Here is an 18,881-nt window from a genome sequence, read left to right on the forward strand (position 1 = left end):
CCCGCGCTGCTGGGCAAGGAGCGCGGGCGTTCATCGTCGTGGCGCCGGGCGTGTTCCGCCGGCGTTTCCGGATCCGGGTGTGGTGAGGGAGTGGCTGTGGCGCGGCGACCACCGGGCGAGGCGGCGGACAACATTCCCCTGGCGGTGGGCGCGATCCTGCTGACCGTTCTGTCGCTGTCCCTGGGGGACGCGCTGATCAAGCTGACGAGCGGCCGTTTCGCCATCTGGCAGATCTTCGTTCTTCGTTCCCTCCTGGTGATTCCCGTCCTGCTGCCGGTCCTCGTCCGGACGGTGCCGCGGGGGCGGAGGGCACCGCGCGCGGCGGCGTGGGTGGTCCTGCGCAGCCTCCTGCTGGCGGCGATGTGGATCGCCTATTACGCGGCGCTGCCGCTCATGCCGCTGGCCGCGGCCGCGGCAGCCTATTACACCGCACCGATCTTCATCACCGTGTTCGCCGCCGTCTTCGGCGGCGAGCGGGTGACCGGCCTCGGCTGGGTCGCGGTGATCGGAGGGTTCCTCGGCGTGCTGCTGATCCTCCGGCCGGACGCCGGGGACGTCGGCATCGCCGCCATCCTGCCCTTGCTGTCGGCGATGCTGTACGCGGCGGCGATGATCCTGACGCGCGTCCGCTGCCGGAACGAGCACCCGGTTGTTCTGTCGCTGGCGTTGCACCTCGCCTTCGTCCTGGTCGGCGGCGTCGCCACCGCCGTGGTGGCGATGGTGCCGGACGCCGCCCGGGATGGGTTCCTCCTGGCGGGGTGGTCGCCGATGGGACCGTCCGAGTGGACGTCGATGGCCATCCTGGCGGCGGCGATCCTGGTCGGCAGCGTCGGCGCGGGGATCGCCTACCAGAACGGCCCGCCGGCCATGGTCGGGGTGTTCGACTACGCCTATGTCGGGTTCGCCGTCCTGTTCGGCATTCTCTTCTTCGCCGAGGTTCCCGACGTCGTCTCTCTGTTCGGGATGGCTCTGATCGTCGGCGGCGGACTTCTGTCGGTGCCATCCGGTCGCCGAACCGGAACGCCACGCCCAGGGACGTGACCCCGGCGGCGGCCCACCGCTTGCGGATGCTGGTCCGTCAGGGCGTCCCCGCCGGTGCGGGGCGGCCGACGGCGTTCCACCCGGCGGGGGTGAGGCACAGCACCTCCGGCCCCTGCCCGGCGGGGTTGGGCTCCAGGCGCACCAGCTCGCGGTCCTCGAACCACGCCCAGCGGCCGACCTCGGCGGTGGTCGGCTGCCAGCCGTCGGCCATCCGCTCCAGCACCGCCCGCTCGCCGTCCGGCATGCGGAAGCGGGGCTTGGCCACGGCGGCCGGCGCGGCCGCGCCGGCCCCGGCCGTGGCCGCCGGGGCGTCGTGCCCGGCGCGGGCGCGGATCCACGCGGTCTGGTGGGCGCGCAGCGCCGCCTGGACGGCGTCGAGCTGGTCCTGTGTCGGGCAGCGCAGGAAGGTCTCCACCAGGGCGCGCAGGGCGTCGGGGGAGGGTGGGGCGTCGGGACGGGGCATCGATCGGGACTCCAGCTACAGCCAACCGGTCCGCCGGAAGCGGACGTAGAGGATGCCGCACACCGCGGCGACACCGGCAAGCACGGCGAAATAGCCGTAGCGCCAGTGCAGCTCGGGCATGTGGTCGAAATTCATGCCGTAGATCCCGGCCACCGCCGTGGGGATGGCCAGGATCGCCGCCCAGGCGGCCAGCCGGCGCGTGACGTCGCCCTGGCGCATGGTCGCCAGCATCATGCTGGCGTCGAAGGCGAAGCGCAGCACCTCGCGCAGGGAATCGATGGCCTCGTTGACCCGGGTCACGTGGTCGTGGACGTCGCGGAAGTAGGGTGCCACCTCCGCGTCGATCATCGGCATGTGGAACCGCTCCAGCCGCAGACAGACCTCCAGCAGCGGCGAGGCGGCGCGGCGCAGGCTCTCCAGGTCGCGGCGCACCTGATGGATGCGCTCCACCTCCGCCGCCGTCGGCGGGCGCCGCAGCAGCCGGCCCTCCAGCCGCTCGACCTCCGCCTGCAGGGTGTCGAGGATGGGGAAATAGCTGTCGACCACGAAGTCCATCACCGCGTAGAGCACGAAGTCGGCGCCGTGGCGCAGCAGGGCCGGCGAGGCCTCGCAGCGCGCCCGCACCGGGGCGTAGGACGCCGACGCGCCGTGGCGCACGGTGACCACATGGCTCTTGCCGGCGAACACGTGGGTCTCGCCGAAGACGACGCGGCCGTGGGCAAGGCCGGCGGTGCGCAGCACCAGGAAGAGCCCGTCGCCGTACTGCTCGATCTTGGGGCGCTGGTGGGCGTGCAGCGCGTCCTCGATGGCCAGCGGGTGCAGGCCGAACTGCTGGCGCAGCGCCTCCAGCTCCGGCTCCCCCGGCTCGTACAGGCCGATCCACACCAGGTGCCCCGGCCGCTCGGTCCAGGCCCGCCCGTCGGCCACGGCGATGTCCGCCAGCCGCCGCCCCTCGGCGTAGACGGCGGCCGCGACGACCCTGCCCCCCGCGTGGTCCACCGAGCGAGCCCCCGAGGGAGCCACCGGGTCCGGGGCGGCGGCAACAGGCGATGCCGGGGGATGGGGATGGGGAGGGGGATGGGCTGGGGTGCGGGGCATGGGCGACTGTAGCGCCGCCTCCGGCGCGACGAAAGGGGCGCCGACGCTGTTGCACCGGGAGATCACCACAAGGACGCCGCCCATGATCCGCCCCGTCCGAGGCGTGGCCAAAGCCGCCGCGCCGCTCGCCGCCCTGCTGCTGGCCGCGGCCTGCGGCCAGACCCCGCGCGCCGACGCCGGCGCCCCACCGGCCGCCGCCGTGGCCCGTCCCGACGCGCCGGGCGTCGCGGATGGCGGGCCGGCGGGACCCGGCGTGGCGGAACGCCGTCAGGGCTGGGACCGCACCGACCCGGCGACCCTGCCCGGCCCCCTCGAGGGCCTGGGTCCGGACGCCACCGGCGGCACCTGAGCCACGCCACGATCGCCGAACGAGCGGTTTACGAGCGGCCCCCCGGCGCCCATTCTCCCTAGACGGGGCCGCGCCGGCCCACCACAGGAGAGCGCCCATGTTCGAGCACGGGGACCTCGGCAAGATCACGCCGGACGAACAGGCGGACGCCCTGCGCACGCTGATCGCCGTCTTCGCCACCTCGATCGCGCGGCCGGGCGTGGTGCCCCGCAACGCCGTCAGCGCCGAGATCCTCGACATCGTCGACGAGGTGCCGGCCGACGCCGCGGAATCGGTGGCCCAGCTCTTCTCGGTGATGGCGCTGCGGCTGCGCCGGCGGTCCGCGCCGCGTGGCACGGTGTTCCGCCAGACGGTGGAGACGGCTCTGCTGGCCCATTCCCACACCGGCTCGGCGCCGCCGGACGGCGAGGCCGCCTACCTCGCCGACGACCTGCCCGACCTGGTGGCCATCGACGCCGCCTGCGGCGGCCAGCTCGCCCGGCTGGCGACGACGCCGGCCCGTCGGCGCCGCGCCGCCCTGACCGCCGAGGCGATCGCCGCCGGCTTGGCCGACGCCGAGCGCCGTGGCCTGCTGGGCGGCGTCGACCGCTCCGCCGGCGATCTTGCGGTGGTGGAGTTCCTGCTGCGCGCCGCCGCCCAGTACCTCGCCGCCACCGGCGCCCGCCAACCCTGAACGCCCGGCGCCTAGCGCGGCGGTCCACCGAAGCGGTGGCCCGGCACCGTGAACAGGCCCGCCCGGAGGCTGGCGGCGGTGTGCTCGGCCCGGGCCATGGCGCGCGCCGCCATGGCCGGCGGCAGCACCTCGCGGGCGGTGGCGTCGAACAGCGCCAGCCAGCGGTCGAAATGGGCGGGCTCCAGCGGCAGCACCGCGTGGCGCATGAACATGCCGCCGCCGCCGCCACCACCGCCGCCATGCCCACCGCCATGGCCGCCCCCATCCCCGGCATGACCGTCGACCGGGAGATGGCGGCGCCAGAAATCGCGGATCACCGCGAGGTGTCCGTCCCAGTCGTCGATGGCGTCGGCGAACACCGGGGCGAGCAGCGGATCCCGCCGCGCCCGGTCGTAGAAGCGGTCGACCAGTTCGGCGATGGCGGCCTCGGTGACGGTGGCGGCGGTCGGCGGCATGGGCGGGGCCTCGCGGACGGGACGACGGGATGGCACCAGCATAGACCGGGGCCGCGCCGATCGGGGCGTCCGCGGCGATTCGTCGCGTGCGGCGCTGGAGGGCCGGGCGTGGCCGCCCCCCTGGCGACTCCACGAGGCCCCCCTGGCCGGTGCACGCCGGCAGCGATTGTTCGTATTCACCATAATTTTGCGCGAAATTCCATGGACCCCGCTCTCTTTGAGGTTCCATGCTGCAGGAGTGCTCCTGTAGAGTATCGAGCGCGGAAGGCGCGGAAAGGGGATCGTTCATGGCCCAGCCGAAGAGAGGACCGGATCCGCGCGAGGCGGACATCGCCAAGCAGATGGCGCGCAAGCTCGTCGCCGACATCATCGACATGCGCCGTCACCGCGACGCCGGGCCGCCCAAGACCCTGCCGCAGTTCCGCGACATCCGCACCAAGCACCTGGAGATCCAGGGGCTGATCGTCTCCATCGGCGAGCGCATTCCCCTGGCCGGCTCGCTGGTGCCGGACAACATGGCGCAGTGGCTGGTGCGCCAGACCCTGACCGAGCTCCAGGCCTTCACCGACATCAGCCACGGCTTCATCGGCGACCCGCCGCTGGCGCTCACCCAGTCGCTGGGCGCCTTCGACGTCCTGCGCTCGGAGCACGACGCCTTCACCGAGGTGCTCGGCTATTTCGACCAGATGCTGATGGAGGCGGGCATCGACGACAAGACCGCCGACGAGCTGGACGCCACCCGCGGCAAGATCGAAGAGATCCTGAAGATGATCGACACGCTGCTGGAGCGCAGCCCCAAGGTGCTGGAGGAGTTCGAGTAGCCGCTGCGGGTTTGCCGCGCGCCGCCCCCGCCCCACCTTCCTGGTGATCCCCCCAAGGGGGGCCGCCAGCGAGGAGAAGGAACCATGACCATGGCGCGGCCGCCGGACCGACCGGCGCGGGCGATGACCGGGACGGACACCATCCTGCTGGCCGACGATGGCCGCATTCCCAACAACCCGGAGCTGCCCCTGGTGCTGCACCGCCGCGCCCTGGTGCCGGGGCCCGGCGGCGACCTCGCCGCCGCGTTCGAGGAGGCGTTCGCCCGCAACGGCTGGCGCGGCGGCTGGCGCAACGGCATCTTCGGCCATCACCACTACCACGCCACCGCCCATGAGGCGCTCGGCATCGCCGCCGGCCGGGCAAGCGTGCGCTTCGGCGGCGAGGGCGGGGTGACGGTGGAGGTGGCGGCGGGCGACGTGGTGGTGATCCCCGCCGGGGTCGGCCACAAGAACCTGGGGGCCACGCCGGATTTCCTGGTGGTCGGGGCCTACCCCGCGGGGCAGCACCCGGACATGAACACCGGCACCGCGGACGAGCACGCCCGCGCCCGCGCCACCGTGCCGCGGGTGGCGCTGCCCGCCGCCGACCCGGTGTTCGGCAGCGACGGGCCGCTGATCCGCGCCTGGGGACGAAGCTGCTGAGGTGAGGGAGGGGCCGGCGGCGGGGCGGGCGTCAGGCCGCCGCGGCGTCGCTGTGGCGGACCAGGGAGGCCACCAGGCCGGCGATCTGGCGCACCGAGCCGAGCTGGTCGAGCTCCAGCTCGTCCAGCGGCACGGTGACGTGGAACCGCTCCTCGACGACCATCACCAGCTCCACGAAGGTCACGGAGTTGATGAGCCCGCTGTCGATCAGGTCGGTCTCGGGATCGGGGACCGCGACGTTGAGATCGGTCGCGAAGATGTCCATCAGATCGGTTTCGATGGATTGGGACGTCGCCATCGTTGACACCTCAGGCAGCCTGGAAGGAAAGGGACGTGGCGGCGGACAGACGGTCGCCGGGGCGCAGCAGGGTCGCCGCGGGAACGCGGCGCCCGTCGACGGCGAGCTTCTCCACCAGCAGGGCCTCGTCACCGCAGGCGACGCGGGCTCCGGCGGCGTCGACGGCAAGCACCAGCCCCGCCGGGGCCGCCGCCGGTTCCCCGGTCAGCGCCACCCTGGTGGGCATCACGGTTTGGCCGCGGAGGTCGGCGAGCGGCAGTCCCCAGGCGCCGGGGAAGGGGCCGAAGTCGCAACCGCGCACCAGGCCCGCCACCCGGGCCGCCGGCCACGTCCAGTCGATCCACCCGTCGTTGGGGGGGCGGCGGCCGTGGACGCGGCGTCCCGCCTCGCCCGGCGCAATCGCCGGCAGGGCCGCCGGGTCGGCCGCCAGCGTCTCCACCACACGCTGCATCAGCGGCACGCCCAGACGGGTGCACGTCACGTAGAGCGTGAGGGCGCTGTCGCGCGCGGCGATCGGGAACCGCTCGACATAGGCCACCGCGCCGGCGTCGACCCGCGGAACCATGCGGTGGACGGTCACCGCGTGCTCCGCCTCGCCGTTGAACAGCGCCCAGCTCGGCGCGTTGAGGCCGGCGTAGGCGGGCAGCGGGCCGGGGTGCAGGTTGAAGGCACCCAGCGCCGGCGCCTCCAGCACCTCCGGGCACACCAGGTGCAGGGAGTGGGCGTTGAGCAGGACGTCGACCCGGCTGGCGCGGACGGCTTCGGCAAACTCCGGCCGCCGCACGAACGCCGCCGGCCAGGTGGCGATGCCCAGCCGCCGGGCCGCCTGCCACACGCTGGGCCCGCCCGACGGCGTGCCGCCCGGGGACGCCAGCACGCCGATGATGCGGTGCTCCGTCCGGGCCAGCGCCTGGAGGAGTTGCAGCCCGGCCGCCTCCTCCACCGCCAGCAGCAGGTTCAAGGCCGTGCGCGGGCCCGTCATGCGGCACCCCGCTCGGCCATGGCGACCGGGGCGGCGACCGGGGCGGCGACCGGGGCGGCGACCGGGGCGGCACCCCGCGGGGCGGCCGGCGCGAACACCTCGTCCTGCAGGCGGCGGCGGTCGATCTTGCCGTTGGCGTTCTTGGGCAGGGGGTCCATGGCGTGCCAGCGCGTCGGCAGCATGTAGGCGGGCAGCCGCGCCGCCAGCAGGGTGCGCAGCTCGGCCGGCGGCAGCTCCAGCCCGTCCCTGGTCGCGTAGGCGCAGCAGATGGTGGCCCCCTCGAAGGCATCGCGGTCGACGGCGACCACGGCGTACTCCTTGAGGCGGTCGACGGCGCCCAGCGCCGCCTCGATCTCGCCCAGCTCGATGCGGTAGCCGCGGCTCTTGATCTGGGTGTCGGCGCGGCCGACGAAGTGGATCACCCCGTCGGCGCCGCGCCTGGCGAGGTCGCCGGTGCGGTACATGCGGCCGTCGCCGTCGACCGCCGGCACGAAGGCGGTCGCGGTCTTCTCCGGGTCCTCCCAATAGCCCTCCGCGAGCCCCGACCCGGCGATGAAGAGGTGGCCGGTCGCGCCGTCGGCGGCCGGCCGGCCGGCGTCGTCCAGCACGAACATGCGCTCGCCGGCGCAGGGCGTGCCGATGGGGATGGTCTGGCCGGCGTCCTCGGGAACCGCCGCCACCGTGTGGAAGCTCGAGGCGATGGTGGCCTCGGTGGGACCGTAGAGGTTGGTGAAGCTGGCGTGGGGCAGGCGGCGCATCCAATGGATGAGGGCCGGGGTGGGCAGCACCTCGCCGCACCACAGAACCCGCTTCAGGCTGGGAAAATCGCCGTCCCGCACGGCGTCCATGCGGGCCATGAAATTCATCACCGACGGCACCGAGAACCACTGGGTCAGCGCGCGCTCGCGGATGAAGGCGGCCAGCTTGGCCGGCAGCAGGTTCAGCTCGGGCGGCACCAGGTGGAGCTCCGCCCCGGTGCTGAGCGCGCCGTAGACGTCGAAGGTCGACAGGTCGAAGTGGAACGGCGCGTGGCCGGACACCCGGTCGCCCGGGCGGTAGCCGAAGTGAGCGGTGGCCCACGCGACGAAGGCGACGACGCTGGCGTGGGGGATGACCACGCCCTTGGGCAGCCCGGTGGAGCCGGAGGTGAAGAGGATGTGGGCGTTGGCCTGGGGTGCGCCGGACAGCACCAGGGGGGCGGCGGACTGGGCGTCCGCGTGGTCCTGGGTCAGGGCCGCACCGGCCGGCGCGTCGTCGCCCAGCCAGCCCACGATGGCCGCGGCGGCGGCGGGGCTGGCGGCCCGCACCGCCTCCAGCAGGGGGCCCGCGGGCTTGCCGGCCAGCAGCACCCGCGGCCGGCAGGCGTCGACGATGCGGGCGGCGCGCGGCGCCGGGTTCTGCACGTCGATCGGCACGTAGAGGCAGCGCGCCTTCAGCGCGCCGAGCATGGCGATCACGGCGTCCGGTGATTTGGGCAGCATCAGCCCCACCCGGTCGCCGTCGCGGCAACCGGCGTCCCGCAGGACCCGGGCGAGGCGGGTGCTGGCGTCGTCGATCTGGCGGTAGGTCAGCCGCCGGTCGCGCATGACGACGGCGGTCGCGGCGGGATGGCGGGCGGCCGCGTCGCTCACCAGCTCATGCAGCAGCTTGGGCATGGCTCACCTGTTTCATGGCTAGGTCGAAGGCGATGTTGATGTGCTCGAACTCCGCCGCCGAGGGGGCGATGTCGAGGATGAAGGTCCGATGCCCCTTGGCGATGTAGCGGGCCAGCTCCGCCGCCACATCCTCGTGGGTGCCGACGAGGTAGGGGCAGAACGTCTTGTAGCTCTGAAAGGGTCCCAGCCAGTACGGGCTGTCGGGCCCGGCCGGCCGCTCCTCCAGGTCGGAGAGCTGGCGGTGCCAGACGCTGTCCGACACCTTCATGGCGAGGCGGTGCATCAGCTCCCCCTGGCGGGTCGACGGGAAGCGTTCCGCCGCCACCCGCCAGGCGCGGTCGGCGCTGTCGCGGGCGACGATGCCGACACGCACGCCGCAGCGGACGCCGGCCAGCTCGGCCTCGCCGGCCTCCTGCTCGGCCGGCTTCGGATAGCGCACGGCGGTGGCGCCGATGGCGCGCGCCGCCTCCATCCCCGCCGCCGAGGAGCCGGAGATCAGCAGGTCGGGAAACAGTGCCTCGGGCAACGCCGGCGCCAGGGTGAGATGTGCGACGTCGTGGTAGGCGCCCTTGAGGGTCACCGGCTGGCGCCCCTCGAGAAGGCCGCGGACGATGGCGGTGTACTCCACGGTGCGGCGGTAGCGGTCGTCGTGGGGTGTGTCGTCGCCCAGGGCCACCAGGTCGTTCTTGAAGCCGCCGGCCAGCATGTTCAGCGCCACCTTGCGGCCGTGCAGGTGGGCCAGGGTGGCGATCTGCTTGGCCACCCAGTAGGGGTGCATGTAGACCGGCTGCACCGCCACCAGGGGCGCCAGGGAATCGGTCTCGGTGATCAGCGCGTGGGCGACGTGCCACGGGTCGACCAGGCCGTTGTCAGTGTAGAGCAGCATGCCGGCGCAGCCCGCCTCCTCGCTCCACTGCGCGTGCCGCACCGCGGTGCGGAGGTAGTCGGCCTGGGGCACGTCCTTGGACTGCGGGCAGGTCGAATAGACGGTCAGGCCGTCGGGGGCGCGTATGGTCATCGGGATCACCGCCAGTTCGCTGTTGCCGGCGTGGCCGCGTCACCGCGGGTGCGGCCGGCCTCGGCAAGGACATCTAGGATGGGCCGCCGGACGTCCGCCATGGCGCGGGCGGAGGGTGACCCGGATGAATCGCCGCTGTTCGAAGGGCGGAGCGCGCCGCGTTCGAACACGCCGGACGGGGGATGCGGGGTGGCGGAGGTGCCCCGGCCGGATGAGGCCGGCCGGAGCCACCCCCTTCTAGTCACGGCCCAGCTCGCGAAAGCCGATGTCGCTGTCGGCCGTGGTCAGGAACCAGTTGGCCGGATCGTCCAGCAGCGGCTTCAGGTCCTCGCGGCCCGGGCTGGCCCGGGCGACCACGCGCGTCGCCTTGTTGAGTCCCTCCTTCAGGCAGAGGAAGCCCATGGGGCGCAGGGCCGGGGCCGCCGCGGCGTTGACGGTGCGGCACAGCAGCGCCGCCGCCCCCTCCTGGCGGGCCCAGTCGACCAGCAGCGCGAAGGCCGGGCGCAGCGCGCCGGGCACGGCGAGATAGTCGACCACCACCGCCACGGTCACCCCCTTCCAGCGGTCCAGCCGGACCACCGCATGGGCCGCCGTCCGGCCGCGCCGGGTGACGTAGAACCGGCGGTGGCGCGCCGCCGCCGGGCAGCGGTCGAAGCGCCAGCGAAGAAAGGCGCTGTCGCGCTGGGCGATCACCGGATGGTGGGGCGCCGCCTCCGCCCACAGGGCATCGGAGCGCTCGTCGAAGCCGTCGACCTCGACCAGGCGCGCGCCGCCCAGACGCGCCGCCGCGGCGAAGCCGGCGGCGGCCAGGCCCAGGGCCGGGCGCGCCGCCTGGGCGGCGAGGCGCCGGGCCGGCCGGTCGTGCCCGGCCGCCGCCAGGGCGGCCGGCGCGTCCAGCACCCGCAGCCAGGTCGGCATGGCGCCGAGGTCGTACCAGCCGGACCGGATGTAGGACTTGTAGGCCGGGTCGGTCATGCCCAGCGAGACGGTGACCTCGCCGGTGTTGGCGTGGGTCTCCGTCAGGGCCGGCCCGACCCCCCGCAGGCGCCATTCCGGCGCCACCATGAGGTCGATGCCCCACGACGCCCGGGCCGTCCGGTCGCCGGCCTTCAGGCGGAAGGGGATGCCCGCCTGCTGGCCGACGATGGCGTCCTTGCGCCGGCACAGCCAGAGCTGCAACCCCTCGGCGTCGGGGTGCGGCACCTCCTCGTAGACCCAGCGGAACCACGCCGGGTCGGCCTGCAGGGACCCGGCCCCGAAGAAGCGGCGGTGGAAGTCCTCGAGCTCCGGGCGGTCGTGCGGCTGGCACCGCCCGATCCCGCGGCTGGCCGAGGCGATGATGCTCATGCCAGCGCCCCCTGCATGTCGATCGCCTGCACCAGCACGGCGTCGCGCAGGATGCGGGCGGAGGTGCGGCGCTTGGCGACGATGTCGCGGTAGACGCGGTGCACCTGCTTGGGCTCGATGCCCAGGCCGCGGGCGGCCGCCTCCTCCGAGACGCCGTTGCCGAAGGCGAACAGGGCGAGGTCCAGCTTGTCGAAGGGGAGCGCGTAGTAGAACTCCTCCTGGGTCTGCGGCAGGGTGTAGGTGTCGGTGCTGGGCGCCTGGTTCTGGATGTCCTCCGGCAGCTCCAGCCACGCCGCCATCTGGTAGACCTGGCTCTTGTAGAGGTGGGCGATCGGCTTCAGGTCGGCCAGACCGTCGCCGCCGCGCACGAAGAACCCCAGCTCGTACTCCAGCCGGTTGGGCGTGCCCAGAACCGCATGGTTCAGGGCGTCGGCGTGGGTGTATTCCATGGTCTTGCGGACGCGCTGCTTCAGGTTGGTGGCGGCCACCACCTCGAGATAGACGTCGACCGGCATGCGGACCGTCGTCATCTCGCCGTCCGGCGACTGAACGGTGATCGTGAAGTAGTTGACCCGGTCATGGTCGAGCAGGCCACCCGCCAACCCGATCTTCTGCTTCCACCCCGGGCCGAAGCCGGGGATCAGCCGGCCGATGGCGGCGTCGCGCCGCTGGTAGCAGCCGAGCGCCTCGAGCGGGGCGGTGATGTTTTCCATCACCGGCTCGACGCCGAGCTGATGGCACAACAGGCGGCCGCGCTGGGTGCTGCTGTCGGAGGATTCCTTTTCCGGCATCAGCAGCAGGCGGACCCGCTCCGCCCCGAGCGCACGGACGGCCAGCGCCGCGCACACCGAGGAATCGATGCCGCCGGACACGCCGAGCACGACGCCCTGGCGGCGCAGGTCGACGGCGACGGCGTCGCGGATGGACTGCTCGATCGCCCGGGCGGCGGCGGCGCAGTCGAGGTCGAGGACGCGACGGTCGAAGGGGTGCAGGTCGTTCAACATGGGTGTGGTTCCCCGGTTCGCGTGTGCGGTGGTGGTCGGAGGTGGTGGTTGCGGTGGTCAGGCGGGGGGGGGGCCCCCCCGGGCGGCCCGGCCGCCCGCCGCGCGGTCTTCCAGGACGTGGACCGGCGCCGTCTCGAGCCGGCCGCGGGCCAGGGCTGCGTGGTGGCGGAAGTCCTCGCGGTAGGCCTGGGCCAGCATCTGCAGGGTCAGCGCGCCGACCAGGGCCATCTCCTCGCGCTCCCCGGCCATGCGGCCGTCCTGGCGATGGGCACGCTGGGCGAGTTGGGCGATGGCGGCGCTGTCGACCAGACCGAAGCGGTCCAGCGCCTCCGGCGACAGCAGGTCGTGCACGTAGTCCGGGGCGTCGGCACCGAACAGCGCGGTGGTCATCGGCGCCCGGTAGGGCCGCTTGGGCCGGTTGCCGATCTCCTTGGGCAGGAGGCGCCCGGCGAACCGGCGCAGCGCCAGCTTGTCGCGCAGCCCCAGCATCTTGACCCGCTCCGGCAGGGCGTTGCACAGCTCCACCACCTCGGGATCGAGGAACGGGTAGCGGACCTCGATGCTGTTGGCCATGGCGACCCGGTCGCCCTGGCTGGCCAGCAGGTAGGGGGTGAGGAAGGTGTCCATCTCGACCATCTGCGCCCGGGACATCGGCGTCCAGCGCGCCCACTCCTCGGGCAGGCCGGCGCGGATGGCCGCCTCGACCCGGGCGCCGTCGTAGGCGGCGCGCACGTCGGGCGACAGCAGACGCTGGGTCCAGGCCGTGTTGGTCCAGCGGATGCGGTGGGCGTAGAACGGATCGTCCTGGTCCTGGAGGCCGCGGCGGAAGAAGCTCTGCCACAGGCCGCTGCCCTTGTTGCCGCCCATCGCGGTGAAGGCGTGCACCCGGCTCATCAGCTTGGCGCGCATGGGGGACTCCGGCTGGCGCGCCCAGAAGCGGCGCACCCGGTCCTCCTTGAAGACGTCGTAGCCGGCCAGCAGTTCGTCGGCGCCCTCGCCCGACAGGACGACGCGGATGCCGTTGTCGTGGACCAGGCGCGACAGCATGAACATGGGCGCCGGTGCGGTGCGCAGCAGCGGCGTCTCGGCGTGCCAGACCACCTGGGGCAGCGCCTCCTGGATCTCCTTGGGCCCGACCACGATCTCGTGGTGGTCGGTGCCGGTGACGCCGGCCACCATGCGCTGCTGCGGCGTCTCGTCGAAGGCGGGGTCGGCGAAGCGGACGCCGAAGCTGTGGACGCCGCCGGTCTTGCCCCAGCGCACCAGCCCGGCAATGACGGAGGAATCGAGGCCCCCCGAAATATACACGCCGACCGGCACGTCGGCGCGCAGGCGCAGGCGAACCGCATCGTACAACGTTTCACCCAGGGCCTCCGCCGCCTCGTCCACGGACAAATGGGCCAGCGACGGGTCGCTCTCCAGGTTGGGGGTCCAGTAGCGCTCGGCGCGGATCGCCAGGGTCTCGTCGATGCACAGGGCGGTCGCCGCCGGCACCGCCTGCACCCCGGCGAACACGCTGCCATGGGGGGCGACCGACCAGTGGGCGAACACCTGGGCCAGCCGCCCCCCGTCGAACTGCGGCGCCACATGGCCGCCGGCCAGCAGCGCCTTGACCTCGGAGCCGAAGACCACGCGGTCGCCGACATGGGCGTAGTGCAGGGGCAGGATGCCCATGCGGTCGCGCACCAGCCACATCCGCCGCTCGATGGTGTCCCACAGGGCGAAGGCGTACTGGCCGTTGAAACGCGCCCAGGCGCCCGATCCCCACTCCTCGTAGGCGTGGACGATCACCTCGGTGTCGGTGTCGGTGTAGAAGCGATGGCCGCGGCCCTGCAGGTCGCGGCGCAGCTCCACATGGTTGAAGATCTCGCCGTTGAAGGAGATCCACACCGTGCCGTCCTCGTTCCGGATCGGCTGGAAGCCGCCCGCCAGGCCGACGATGCTGAGGCGCGCGTGGGCCAGGCCGGCATGGTCGTCGCGGTACAGCCCGTAGCCGTCGGGCCCGCGATGGCCGAGCATGGCGATCATCCGCCGCAGCTCCTCCAGATCGGGCGGCTCGGCACGCGGGCCGCTCAGGACCCCGGCGACACCACACATGGGCGCTCTCCTTCTCTCTTGCTCGGGTCGTCGACGGTCGGGTCGGTCAGGCGGTCTCGGCGAGCAGCGCGCGTTTGAGCTTGCCGGACTCCGTCTTGGGCAGCTCGGTCCGCAGTTCGACGAACTTCGGGACCATGTGGCTCTCCAGGCGGCCGCGGCAGTGCTGGCGCACCTGGGCCTCCGTGATCGCGGCGCCCTCGGCGGGCACCAGGAACGCCTTCACCGCCATCCCGTCCACCGGGTCGGGGACGCCGGTGACCCCGGCCTCGGCAACGCCGTCCAGCTCGCACAGCACCGCCTCGACCTCCTTGGGGCTGACCTTCTCGCCGCGACACTTGAAGACGTCGTCCTTGCGGGCGACGAAGTGCAGGAAGCCGTCGGCGTCGGCGTAGAACAGGTCGCCGGTGTGGTAGCGCTTGCCGCCGCGCGGGTCGTCGCGCAGCCGCTCGGCCGTGGCGTCCGGGCGGTTCCAGTAGCCGAGCATCACGTTGGCGCCGCGCACGACCAGTTCGCCGACCTCGCCGGGGGCGGCCGGGCGGCCGTCCTCGGCCAGCACCGTGGCCTCGCAATTGGGGATGGCGCGGCCCACCGACGCGATCTTGTCGTCGAGGCGGGCCGGTTCCAGATAGGCCACGCGGGTCGAGCACTCGGTGCAGCCGTACATCGAGAAGAAGGCCGCCCGCGGGAACAGCTCCCGCACCTTGCGGATGTGGGCCGCCGGCATCGGGGCGGCGGCGTTCGTCAGATAGCGCAGCCGCCCCAGATCGGCGGTCCGCACAGCCTCCATCTGCAGGAGCGTGGCGAACAGGGTGGGCACGCCGGCCAGGCCGGTGATGCCGTGCTCGACCATGCGGGCCAGCGTGTCGGCGGGAAAGGCGAAGGAGCGCTCCAGCACCAGGGTGAAGCCGACCAGGGCCGACGTGACGACCTGGGACAGGCCGTAGCCGAAGGTCACCGGCAGGACGCACATCACCACGTCCTCGGGCACGTTGGCGAGATAGGTGGCGATGGAGCGGTTGGTGGCGCACAGGTTGGCGTGGCTGAGCATCACCCCCTTGGGCCGGCCGGTGGTGCCGGAGGTGTAGAGGATCGCCGCCAGATCCTGGTCGATCAGGCCGGACTCCGCCGGCCGCCCAGCGGCCGCCACCGCCGCGGTGTAGGACGCGGCCCCGGCACGCTCCGGCACCGCCGGCCCGACCCACAGGGTCGCCGTCACCGTCGGCGCCGCGTCGAGCGCGGGCAGAGCGCTGCGGGCCAGGGCGGTGGGCACGACCAGCGCCCGCACCCCGCAGTCGCCCAGGATGTAGGCCAGCTTGTCGGCCTTCGTCGACGGGTTCACCGGCACGTAGACCGCCCCGGCCTTCAGCACGCCGAAGAACGCCGTGACGTACTCCGCGCCGTTCTCCAGCATGATCGCCACGCGGTCGCCCCGGCCGACCCCCTGCCTCTGGAGGGTGGCCGCGACCGCGTCGCTGTCGCGGTCCAGCTCGGCGAAGCTGCGCCGGACCCTGCCGGCGATCAGGGCGGTCTTGTCCGGCATCCGCCGGGCGGTGTCGCGAAGGAAATGCTGAACCAGGAAGGCCATGGGTCGGCTCCGTGCTGTCGGCCGTCGTCGCGGGTCGGCGGTGCCGGCCCGGTGGTCGGTCAGGCGGCGTCCTTGAGCGCCTGCTTGCTGCGCACGAAGGCGGCGATCCGCGCCACCGAATCCAGGTTGTCGGCGACCAGGTCGTCGTCGTCGATGTCGATCCCGAAGCTCTCCTCCAGGAAGGCCACCACGTGCATGATTCCCGTGGAGTCGACGATCCCCGTCTCGAGCAAGGAGTCGTCGTTGGCGAAGCCGGAATCCTTGCCGAGCAGGAAGTTCTCGACGATGAACGAGCGGACCTGCTGGGTGACGACGGCCTCGACCTTCGGCTCGGTGTTGGTGGTGGTCAGCATAGGAAATCACCTCTGTTGAGAACGTCTGGGAACGGTGTCGGCGGTGACCGCCGGATCAGCAAACGAGCCCCACCCCGATAGTGCGACGCGTGGTCGCTCCAAGAAACGGTGTAAGGACGGTAACCCCCTGTTATTCTTGGATAGGCCAGCCCGATAGAAGGGGGTAGCCGCCATCCCCGGGGTAGATCTTCCGGGGTGCGCCGTTCAGCGCCGCACCCCGGCCACGCCGGCGGAGGCGGGCGCCGGAACGCCGGCCGCGGCCGCCGCCACGGGGGCCAGCCGAAGGGCCGAGCGCAGCAGGCGCAGCCAGCGCGGAAAGCCGGTGAGCTGCACCTCCAGCCACGGCACCGTCGCATCGTCGGAGACGATGAATCCCTTCAGGCGCATGGGATCGGCCTCGGGGCCATTCCAGCCCGGTTCGATGGTGCGTCCGGTGCGGTAGCCGGCCCGGCGCAGGATGTCCACCTCGCGCGCGCCGTAGTCGCCGTTTGGAAAGGCGAAGTGGCGGCACGGCGCGCCCGCCAACGCCTCCTCCAGCTCGTCGCGGCACACGGTGATCTCCTCCTCGGCCAGGACGTCGCTGCAGCGCGGCAGGATGGGGTGGGTGCGGGTGTGCGCGCCGTAGTCGACCGCCGTGCCCAGGCGTCGCACCTCGTCCCAGCTCATCGCCTGGGGCTCGGCGCCCTCGCGATCGGGGTCGTCGCCGGCCGCGGCCAGCCGCACCCGCCGTTCCCCGTCGGCGACACCCTTGAGCGATTCGACGCCGAGCCGCTCGGCGGCCACGGTCTGCCACCAGTACGGGCGGCGCGTGCCGACGATGCGGCTGCACAGGTAGATGATCGGCCGCACGCCGTGGCCGCGCAGCACCTCCTCCAGCTCGGCGTTGCCACGATGGCCGTCGTCGAAGGTGACCACCAGCGGGTAGTCCGGCAGGGCGTCCCAGCGGCCGCTGTCCAGGGCGTCGGCCACCGCGTCCATGGTGGTGAAACGATAGTGGCGGGCGTAGAAGGCGAGATGCGCGCGCAGCACCGACGGCGCCGGGTCGTGGTAGACGACGATGGTGACACGGCGCCTGGCGAACAGGAGCCGCAGGCAATGCCCCAGTCCGGTCCACCGCACCACTGCGCTTGCGAGATCCTTCTTCATCCGCCTCTCCCTCCGGGTCTACACCCCTGCCGAACCGGGGCGTGGGGCCGGACAAATAGCCGACTAATATTCTGAAACGTCTTTGTGATCTTTACTTGTTTCCCTAAATAAGAACACCGCAAGTAATCGGCAACGGAGCGTGGGGGTTACGCAGATAAGCCAATCGCGTTCGCCGCAGGCCATACGCATCGCGGCACTCCCCCCGAAAGCGGTCCGGCCACCACGCAAGAGGGCCGCGCCCGAAAGCGCGGCCCCGGCTGGAACGGCCAGAGGTTGTGGTGGATCAACTCCCTTCGCCCTTGAGCACGACGAACACCGTCTTCCACAGGATGAAGAAGTCGAACAGCAATCCACAGTTGCGGACATAGAAGACGTCCATGGCCACCCGCTCCTGAAAGCTGGTGCGGTGGCGGCCGGACACCTGCCAGTAGCCGGTGAGTCCGGGGCGGACCGTGCCGATCAGCGCGGCCGACTCCCCGACTTCGGGCAGTTCGCGCGGCATGTAGGCCCGGGGCCCGATCAGGCTCATCTCGCCGGTCAGGATGTTCCAGAGCTGCGGCAGCTCATCCATCGAGGTCTTGCGCAGGAAGCGCCCGAACGGCGTGATCCGGGGATCGTAGGTCAGCTTGTGGTAGATCTCGTACTCCCGCCGGGCCTCCTCGTCGCGTTCCAGCAGGCGCTGGAGCTGCTCCTCGGCGTCGACATGCATGGTGCGGAATTTCAGCACGTCGAAGGTGCGCTTGCCCCCGGCCCAGCGCTGCTGGCGAAACATCACCGGCCCGCGGCTGTCCAGCTTGACCAGCACCGCGATGCCCAGCATCAGCGGTGCGAACAGCACCAGCAGCGACCCCGCCAGGACGACGTCCATGGCCCGGCGTATGCGCAGGTAGGCGGTCTGCGGGCGCAGGCTGACGCGCAGGGTCGGCGAGCCGTAGAGGTTGTGGTAGCTGGCGTCGAGGCTGCTGACGCTGCCTTCGCCCAGCACGCAGTAGACCTGGCGGAAGGGCAGGGAGCGGACCAGCCCGGCCAGATCGGCACCGTGCCGGCCCACCTCGGCGACGATCGCCGCCTGCGCCTGGGCGGCGTAGGCGGGATAGTTGCGCAGGCTGTCGGGCGGGCCGATCACCGGCAGGTTGGCACGGCGCGTGTGCCACAACGACTCGTCGTCGTCGACGAAGCACACCGGCCGCATGCCGAGCCACGGCAGCCGCTGCAGCTTTTCCGCCAGTGCCACACCCTGCGGACCGGCGCCGACGATCACGACGGGCCGTCCCCGCTGCCCGGTCAGCGCCATCAACCCCTGCACCAGCAGCAGGTCGACCACGAAGGTCACCACGAACCCCACCAGCGCCACCACGAGGGCGAGGCCGAAGAAGGAGCGGAACCCCTCCATGACCACGAACGGGACCAGCAGCACGGCGCCGCACAGCACCGCCGCCTGGAAGGTCCGGCGCACCCGCTCCCCATAGTCGAACCGCCCCAGCGCATAGATGCCGAACACCGACTTGATCAGCGGCACCAGCATCAGCCCGGTCAGCAGCGCCTGCTGGGCGAGGTCCGGGTCGCTGGAGATCGCCACCGCCGCCCCCTCGACGCTCAGCACCCACCCCATCGCCGCAAGCGCGGTGCCGTCGGCCAGCGCCAGAAGCAGCCCCAGCCCGAGCGCCGGCACCGCCGGCCGTCGGTCCGGCGCCAGATCGTAGATCACTTCCGGTTCCGATTTGCTCATCGCATGGCCCCGTAGGTTCCTTTTGCTTCCGCCGCGTCGGTGCGGCCGCGTGCTTTCGATCAACCGCCGCGTGCCCTTCCGCCCCCCCTGCGCCGCCGCGGCGCCCTCCGCCAGTGGCAAGTTGT

General features: G+C 72.5%; 19 protein-coding genes. 5 read left to right on the forward strand and 14 right to left on the reverse strand.

Annotated elements, in window-relative coordinates:
• The first annotated feature begins 96 nt into the window (after positions 1 to 96).
• A complete protein-coding gene (locus tag AC6H2I_RS20915) occupies positions 97 to 1,041 on the forward strand; it encodes a DMT family transporter (protein ID WP_497502642.1) in 945 nt (314 codons plus the stop codon).
• Positions 1,042 to 1,078: 37 nt separating this feature from the next.
• Here AC6H2I_RS20915 and AC6H2I_RS20920 read toward each other — a convergent pair whose 3' ends face one another.
• Together AC6H2I_RS20920 and corA are read right to left on the reverse strand one after the other, a co-directional pair.
• Entirely contained in the window at positions 1,079 to 1,504 is a 426-nt protein-coding gene (locus tag AC6H2I_RS20920) for a hypothetical protein (protein WP_497502643.1), read from the reverse strand.
• Positions 1,505 to 1,519: 15 nt separating this feature from the next.
• A complete protein-coding gene (gene corA, locus AC6H2I_RS20925) occupies positions 1,520 to 2,503 on the reverse strand; it encodes a magnesium/cobalt transporter CorA (RefSeq protein WP_497502644.1) in 984 nt (327 codons plus the stop codon).
• A gap of 181 nt (positions 2,504 to 2,684) precedes the next feature.
• Between corA and AC6H2I_RS20930 the strand changes: the two genes are divergently transcribed.
• Both AC6H2I_RS20930 and AC6H2I_RS20935 read left to right on the forward strand, forming a co-directional pair.
• A complete protein-coding gene (locus AC6H2I_RS20930) occupies positions 2,685 to 2,951 on the forward strand; it encodes a hypothetical protein (protein WP_497502646.1) in 267 nt (88 codons plus the stop codon).
• 97 nt (positions 2,952 to 3,048) lie between these two features.
• Positions 3,049 to 3,624 (forward strand): hypothetical protein, encoded by a 576-nt coding sequence (locus AC6H2I_RS20935; RefSeq protein ID WP_497502647.1) that lies wholly within the window; start codon positions 3,049 to 3,051, stop codon positions 3,622 to 3,624.
• Positions 3,625 to 3,635: 11 nt separating this feature from the next.
• Here the strand turns inward: AC6H2I_RS20935 and AC6H2I_RS20940 are convergent, their stop codons facing one another.
• The gene (locus AC6H2I_RS20940; protein WP_497502648.1) at positions 3,636 to 4,079 is read right to left on the reverse strand and encodes a group III truncated hemoglobin; all 444 of its coding nucleotides are present in this window, start codon (positions 4,077 to 4,079) and stop codon (positions 3,636 to 3,638) included.
• 287 nt (positions 4,080 to 4,366) lie between these two features.
• Between AC6H2I_RS20940 and AC6H2I_RS20945 the strand changes: the two genes are divergently transcribed.
• Both AC6H2I_RS20945 and AC6H2I_RS20950 read left to right on the forward strand, forming a co-directional pair.
• Positions 4,367 to 4,900 carry a hypothetical protein gene (locus AC6H2I_RS20945; RefSeq protein ID WP_497502649.1) on the forward strand — a complete coding sequence of 178 codons (534 nt, stop codon included), beginning with the start codon at positions 4,367 to 4,369 and terminating at the stop codon, positions 4,898 to 4,900.
• A gap of 84 nt (positions 4,901 to 4,984) precedes the next feature.
• Positions 4,985 to 5,542: a cupin domain-containing protein gene (locus AC6H2I_RS20950; protein WP_497502650.1), complete on the forward strand. Its 558-nt coding sequence runs from the start codon at positions 4,985 to 4,987 to the stop codon at positions 5,540 to 5,542.
• Between the two features lie 31 nt (positions 5,543 to 5,573).
• Here AC6H2I_RS20950 and AC6H2I_RS20955 read toward each other — a convergent pair whose 3' ends face one another.
• From AC6H2I_RS20955 to AC6H2I_RS21005, 11 genes are all read right to left on the reverse strand, one after another.
• Positions 5,574 to 5,840 carry an acyl carrier protein gene (locus AC6H2I_RS20955; protein WP_497502651.1) on the reverse strand — a complete coding sequence of 89 codons (267 nt, stop codon included), beginning with the start codon at positions 5,838 to 5,840 and terminating at the stop codon, positions 5,574 to 5,576.
• A 10-nt stretch (positions 5,841 to 5,850) separates the two neighbouring features.
• Positions 5,851 to 6,822, reverse strand: a complete 972-nt coding sequence (locus tag AC6H2I_RS20960) for a methionyl-tRNA formyltransferase (RefSeq protein WP_497502652.1) — start codon at positions 6,820 to 6,822, stop codon at positions 5,851 to 5,853.
• On the reverse strand, positions 6,819 to 8,477 hold the full coding sequence (locus tag AC6H2I_RS20965; protein WP_497502653.1) for an amino acid adenylation domain-containing protein: 1,659 nt from the start codon (positions 8,475 to 8,477) through the stop codon (positions 6,819 to 6,821). The genes AC6H2I_RS20960 and AC6H2I_RS20965 overlap by 4 nt, the downstream gene beginning before the upstream one ends.
• Complete coding sequence (locus AC6H2I_RS20970) at positions 8,458 to 9,495, reverse strand: LLM class flavin-dependent oxidoreductase (RefSeq protein WP_497502654.1); 1,038 nt, start codon at positions 9,493 to 9,495, stop codon at positions 8,458 to 8,460. The genes AC6H2I_RS20965 and AC6H2I_RS20970 overlap by 20 nt, the downstream gene beginning before the upstream one ends.
• A gap of 237 nt (positions 9,496 to 9,732) precedes the next feature.
• Positions 9,733 to 10,842, reverse strand: a complete 1,110-nt coding sequence (locus tag AC6H2I_RS20975; protein ID WP_497502655.1) for a GNAT family N-acetyltransferase — start codon at positions 10,840 to 10,842, stop codon at positions 9,733 to 9,735.
• Complete coding sequence (gene nadE / locus AC6H2I_RS20980; protein WP_497502656.1) at positions 10,839 to 11,846, reverse strand: NAD(+) synthase; 1,008 nt, start codon at positions 11,844 to 11,846, stop codon at positions 10,839 to 10,841. Before nadE ends, AC6H2I_RS20975 begins: the two co-directional genes overlap by 4 nt.
• Positions 11,847 to 11,903: 57 nt before the next feature.
• Positions 11,904 to 13,943, reverse strand: a complete 2,040-nt coding sequence (gene asnB / locus AC6H2I_RS20985; RefSeq protein ID WP_497502657.1) for an asparagine synthase (glutamine-hydrolyzing) — start codon at positions 13,941 to 13,943, stop codon at positions 11,904 to 11,906.
• 46 nt (positions 13,944 to 13,989) lie between these two features.
• The gene (locus tag AC6H2I_RS20990; RefSeq protein ID WP_497502658.1) at positions 13,990 to 15,528 is read right to left on the reverse strand and encodes a class I adenylate-forming enzyme family protein; all 1,539 of its coding nucleotides are present in this window, start codon (positions 15,526 to 15,528) and stop codon (positions 13,990 to 13,992) included.
• Between the two features lie 59 nt (positions 15,529 to 15,587).
• On the reverse strand, positions 15,588 to 15,881 hold the full coding sequence (locus tag AC6H2I_RS20995; protein ID WP_497502659.1) for a phosphopantetheine-binding protein: 294 nt from the start codon (positions 15,879 to 15,881) through the stop codon (positions 15,588 to 15,590).
• 204 nt (positions 15,882 to 16,085) lie between these two features.
• Positions 16,086 to 17,027, reverse strand: coding sequence for a polysaccharide deacetylase family protein (locus AC6H2I_RS21000; protein WP_497502660.1), 942 nt, complete (start codon positions 17,025 to 17,027; stop codon positions 16,086 to 16,088).
• A 283-nt stretch (positions 17,028 to 17,310) separates the two neighbouring features.
• Complete coding sequence (locus tag AC6H2I_RS21005; protein WP_497502661.1) at positions 17,311 to 18,756, reverse strand: exopolysaccharide biosynthesis polyprenyl glycosylphosphotransferase; 1,446 nt, start codon at positions 18,754 to 18,756, stop codon at positions 17,311 to 17,313.
• Between the last annotated feature and the right edge of the window lie 125 nt (positions 18,757 to 18,881).

Source organism: Azospirillum sp. NS33 (genome assembly GCF_059703765.1).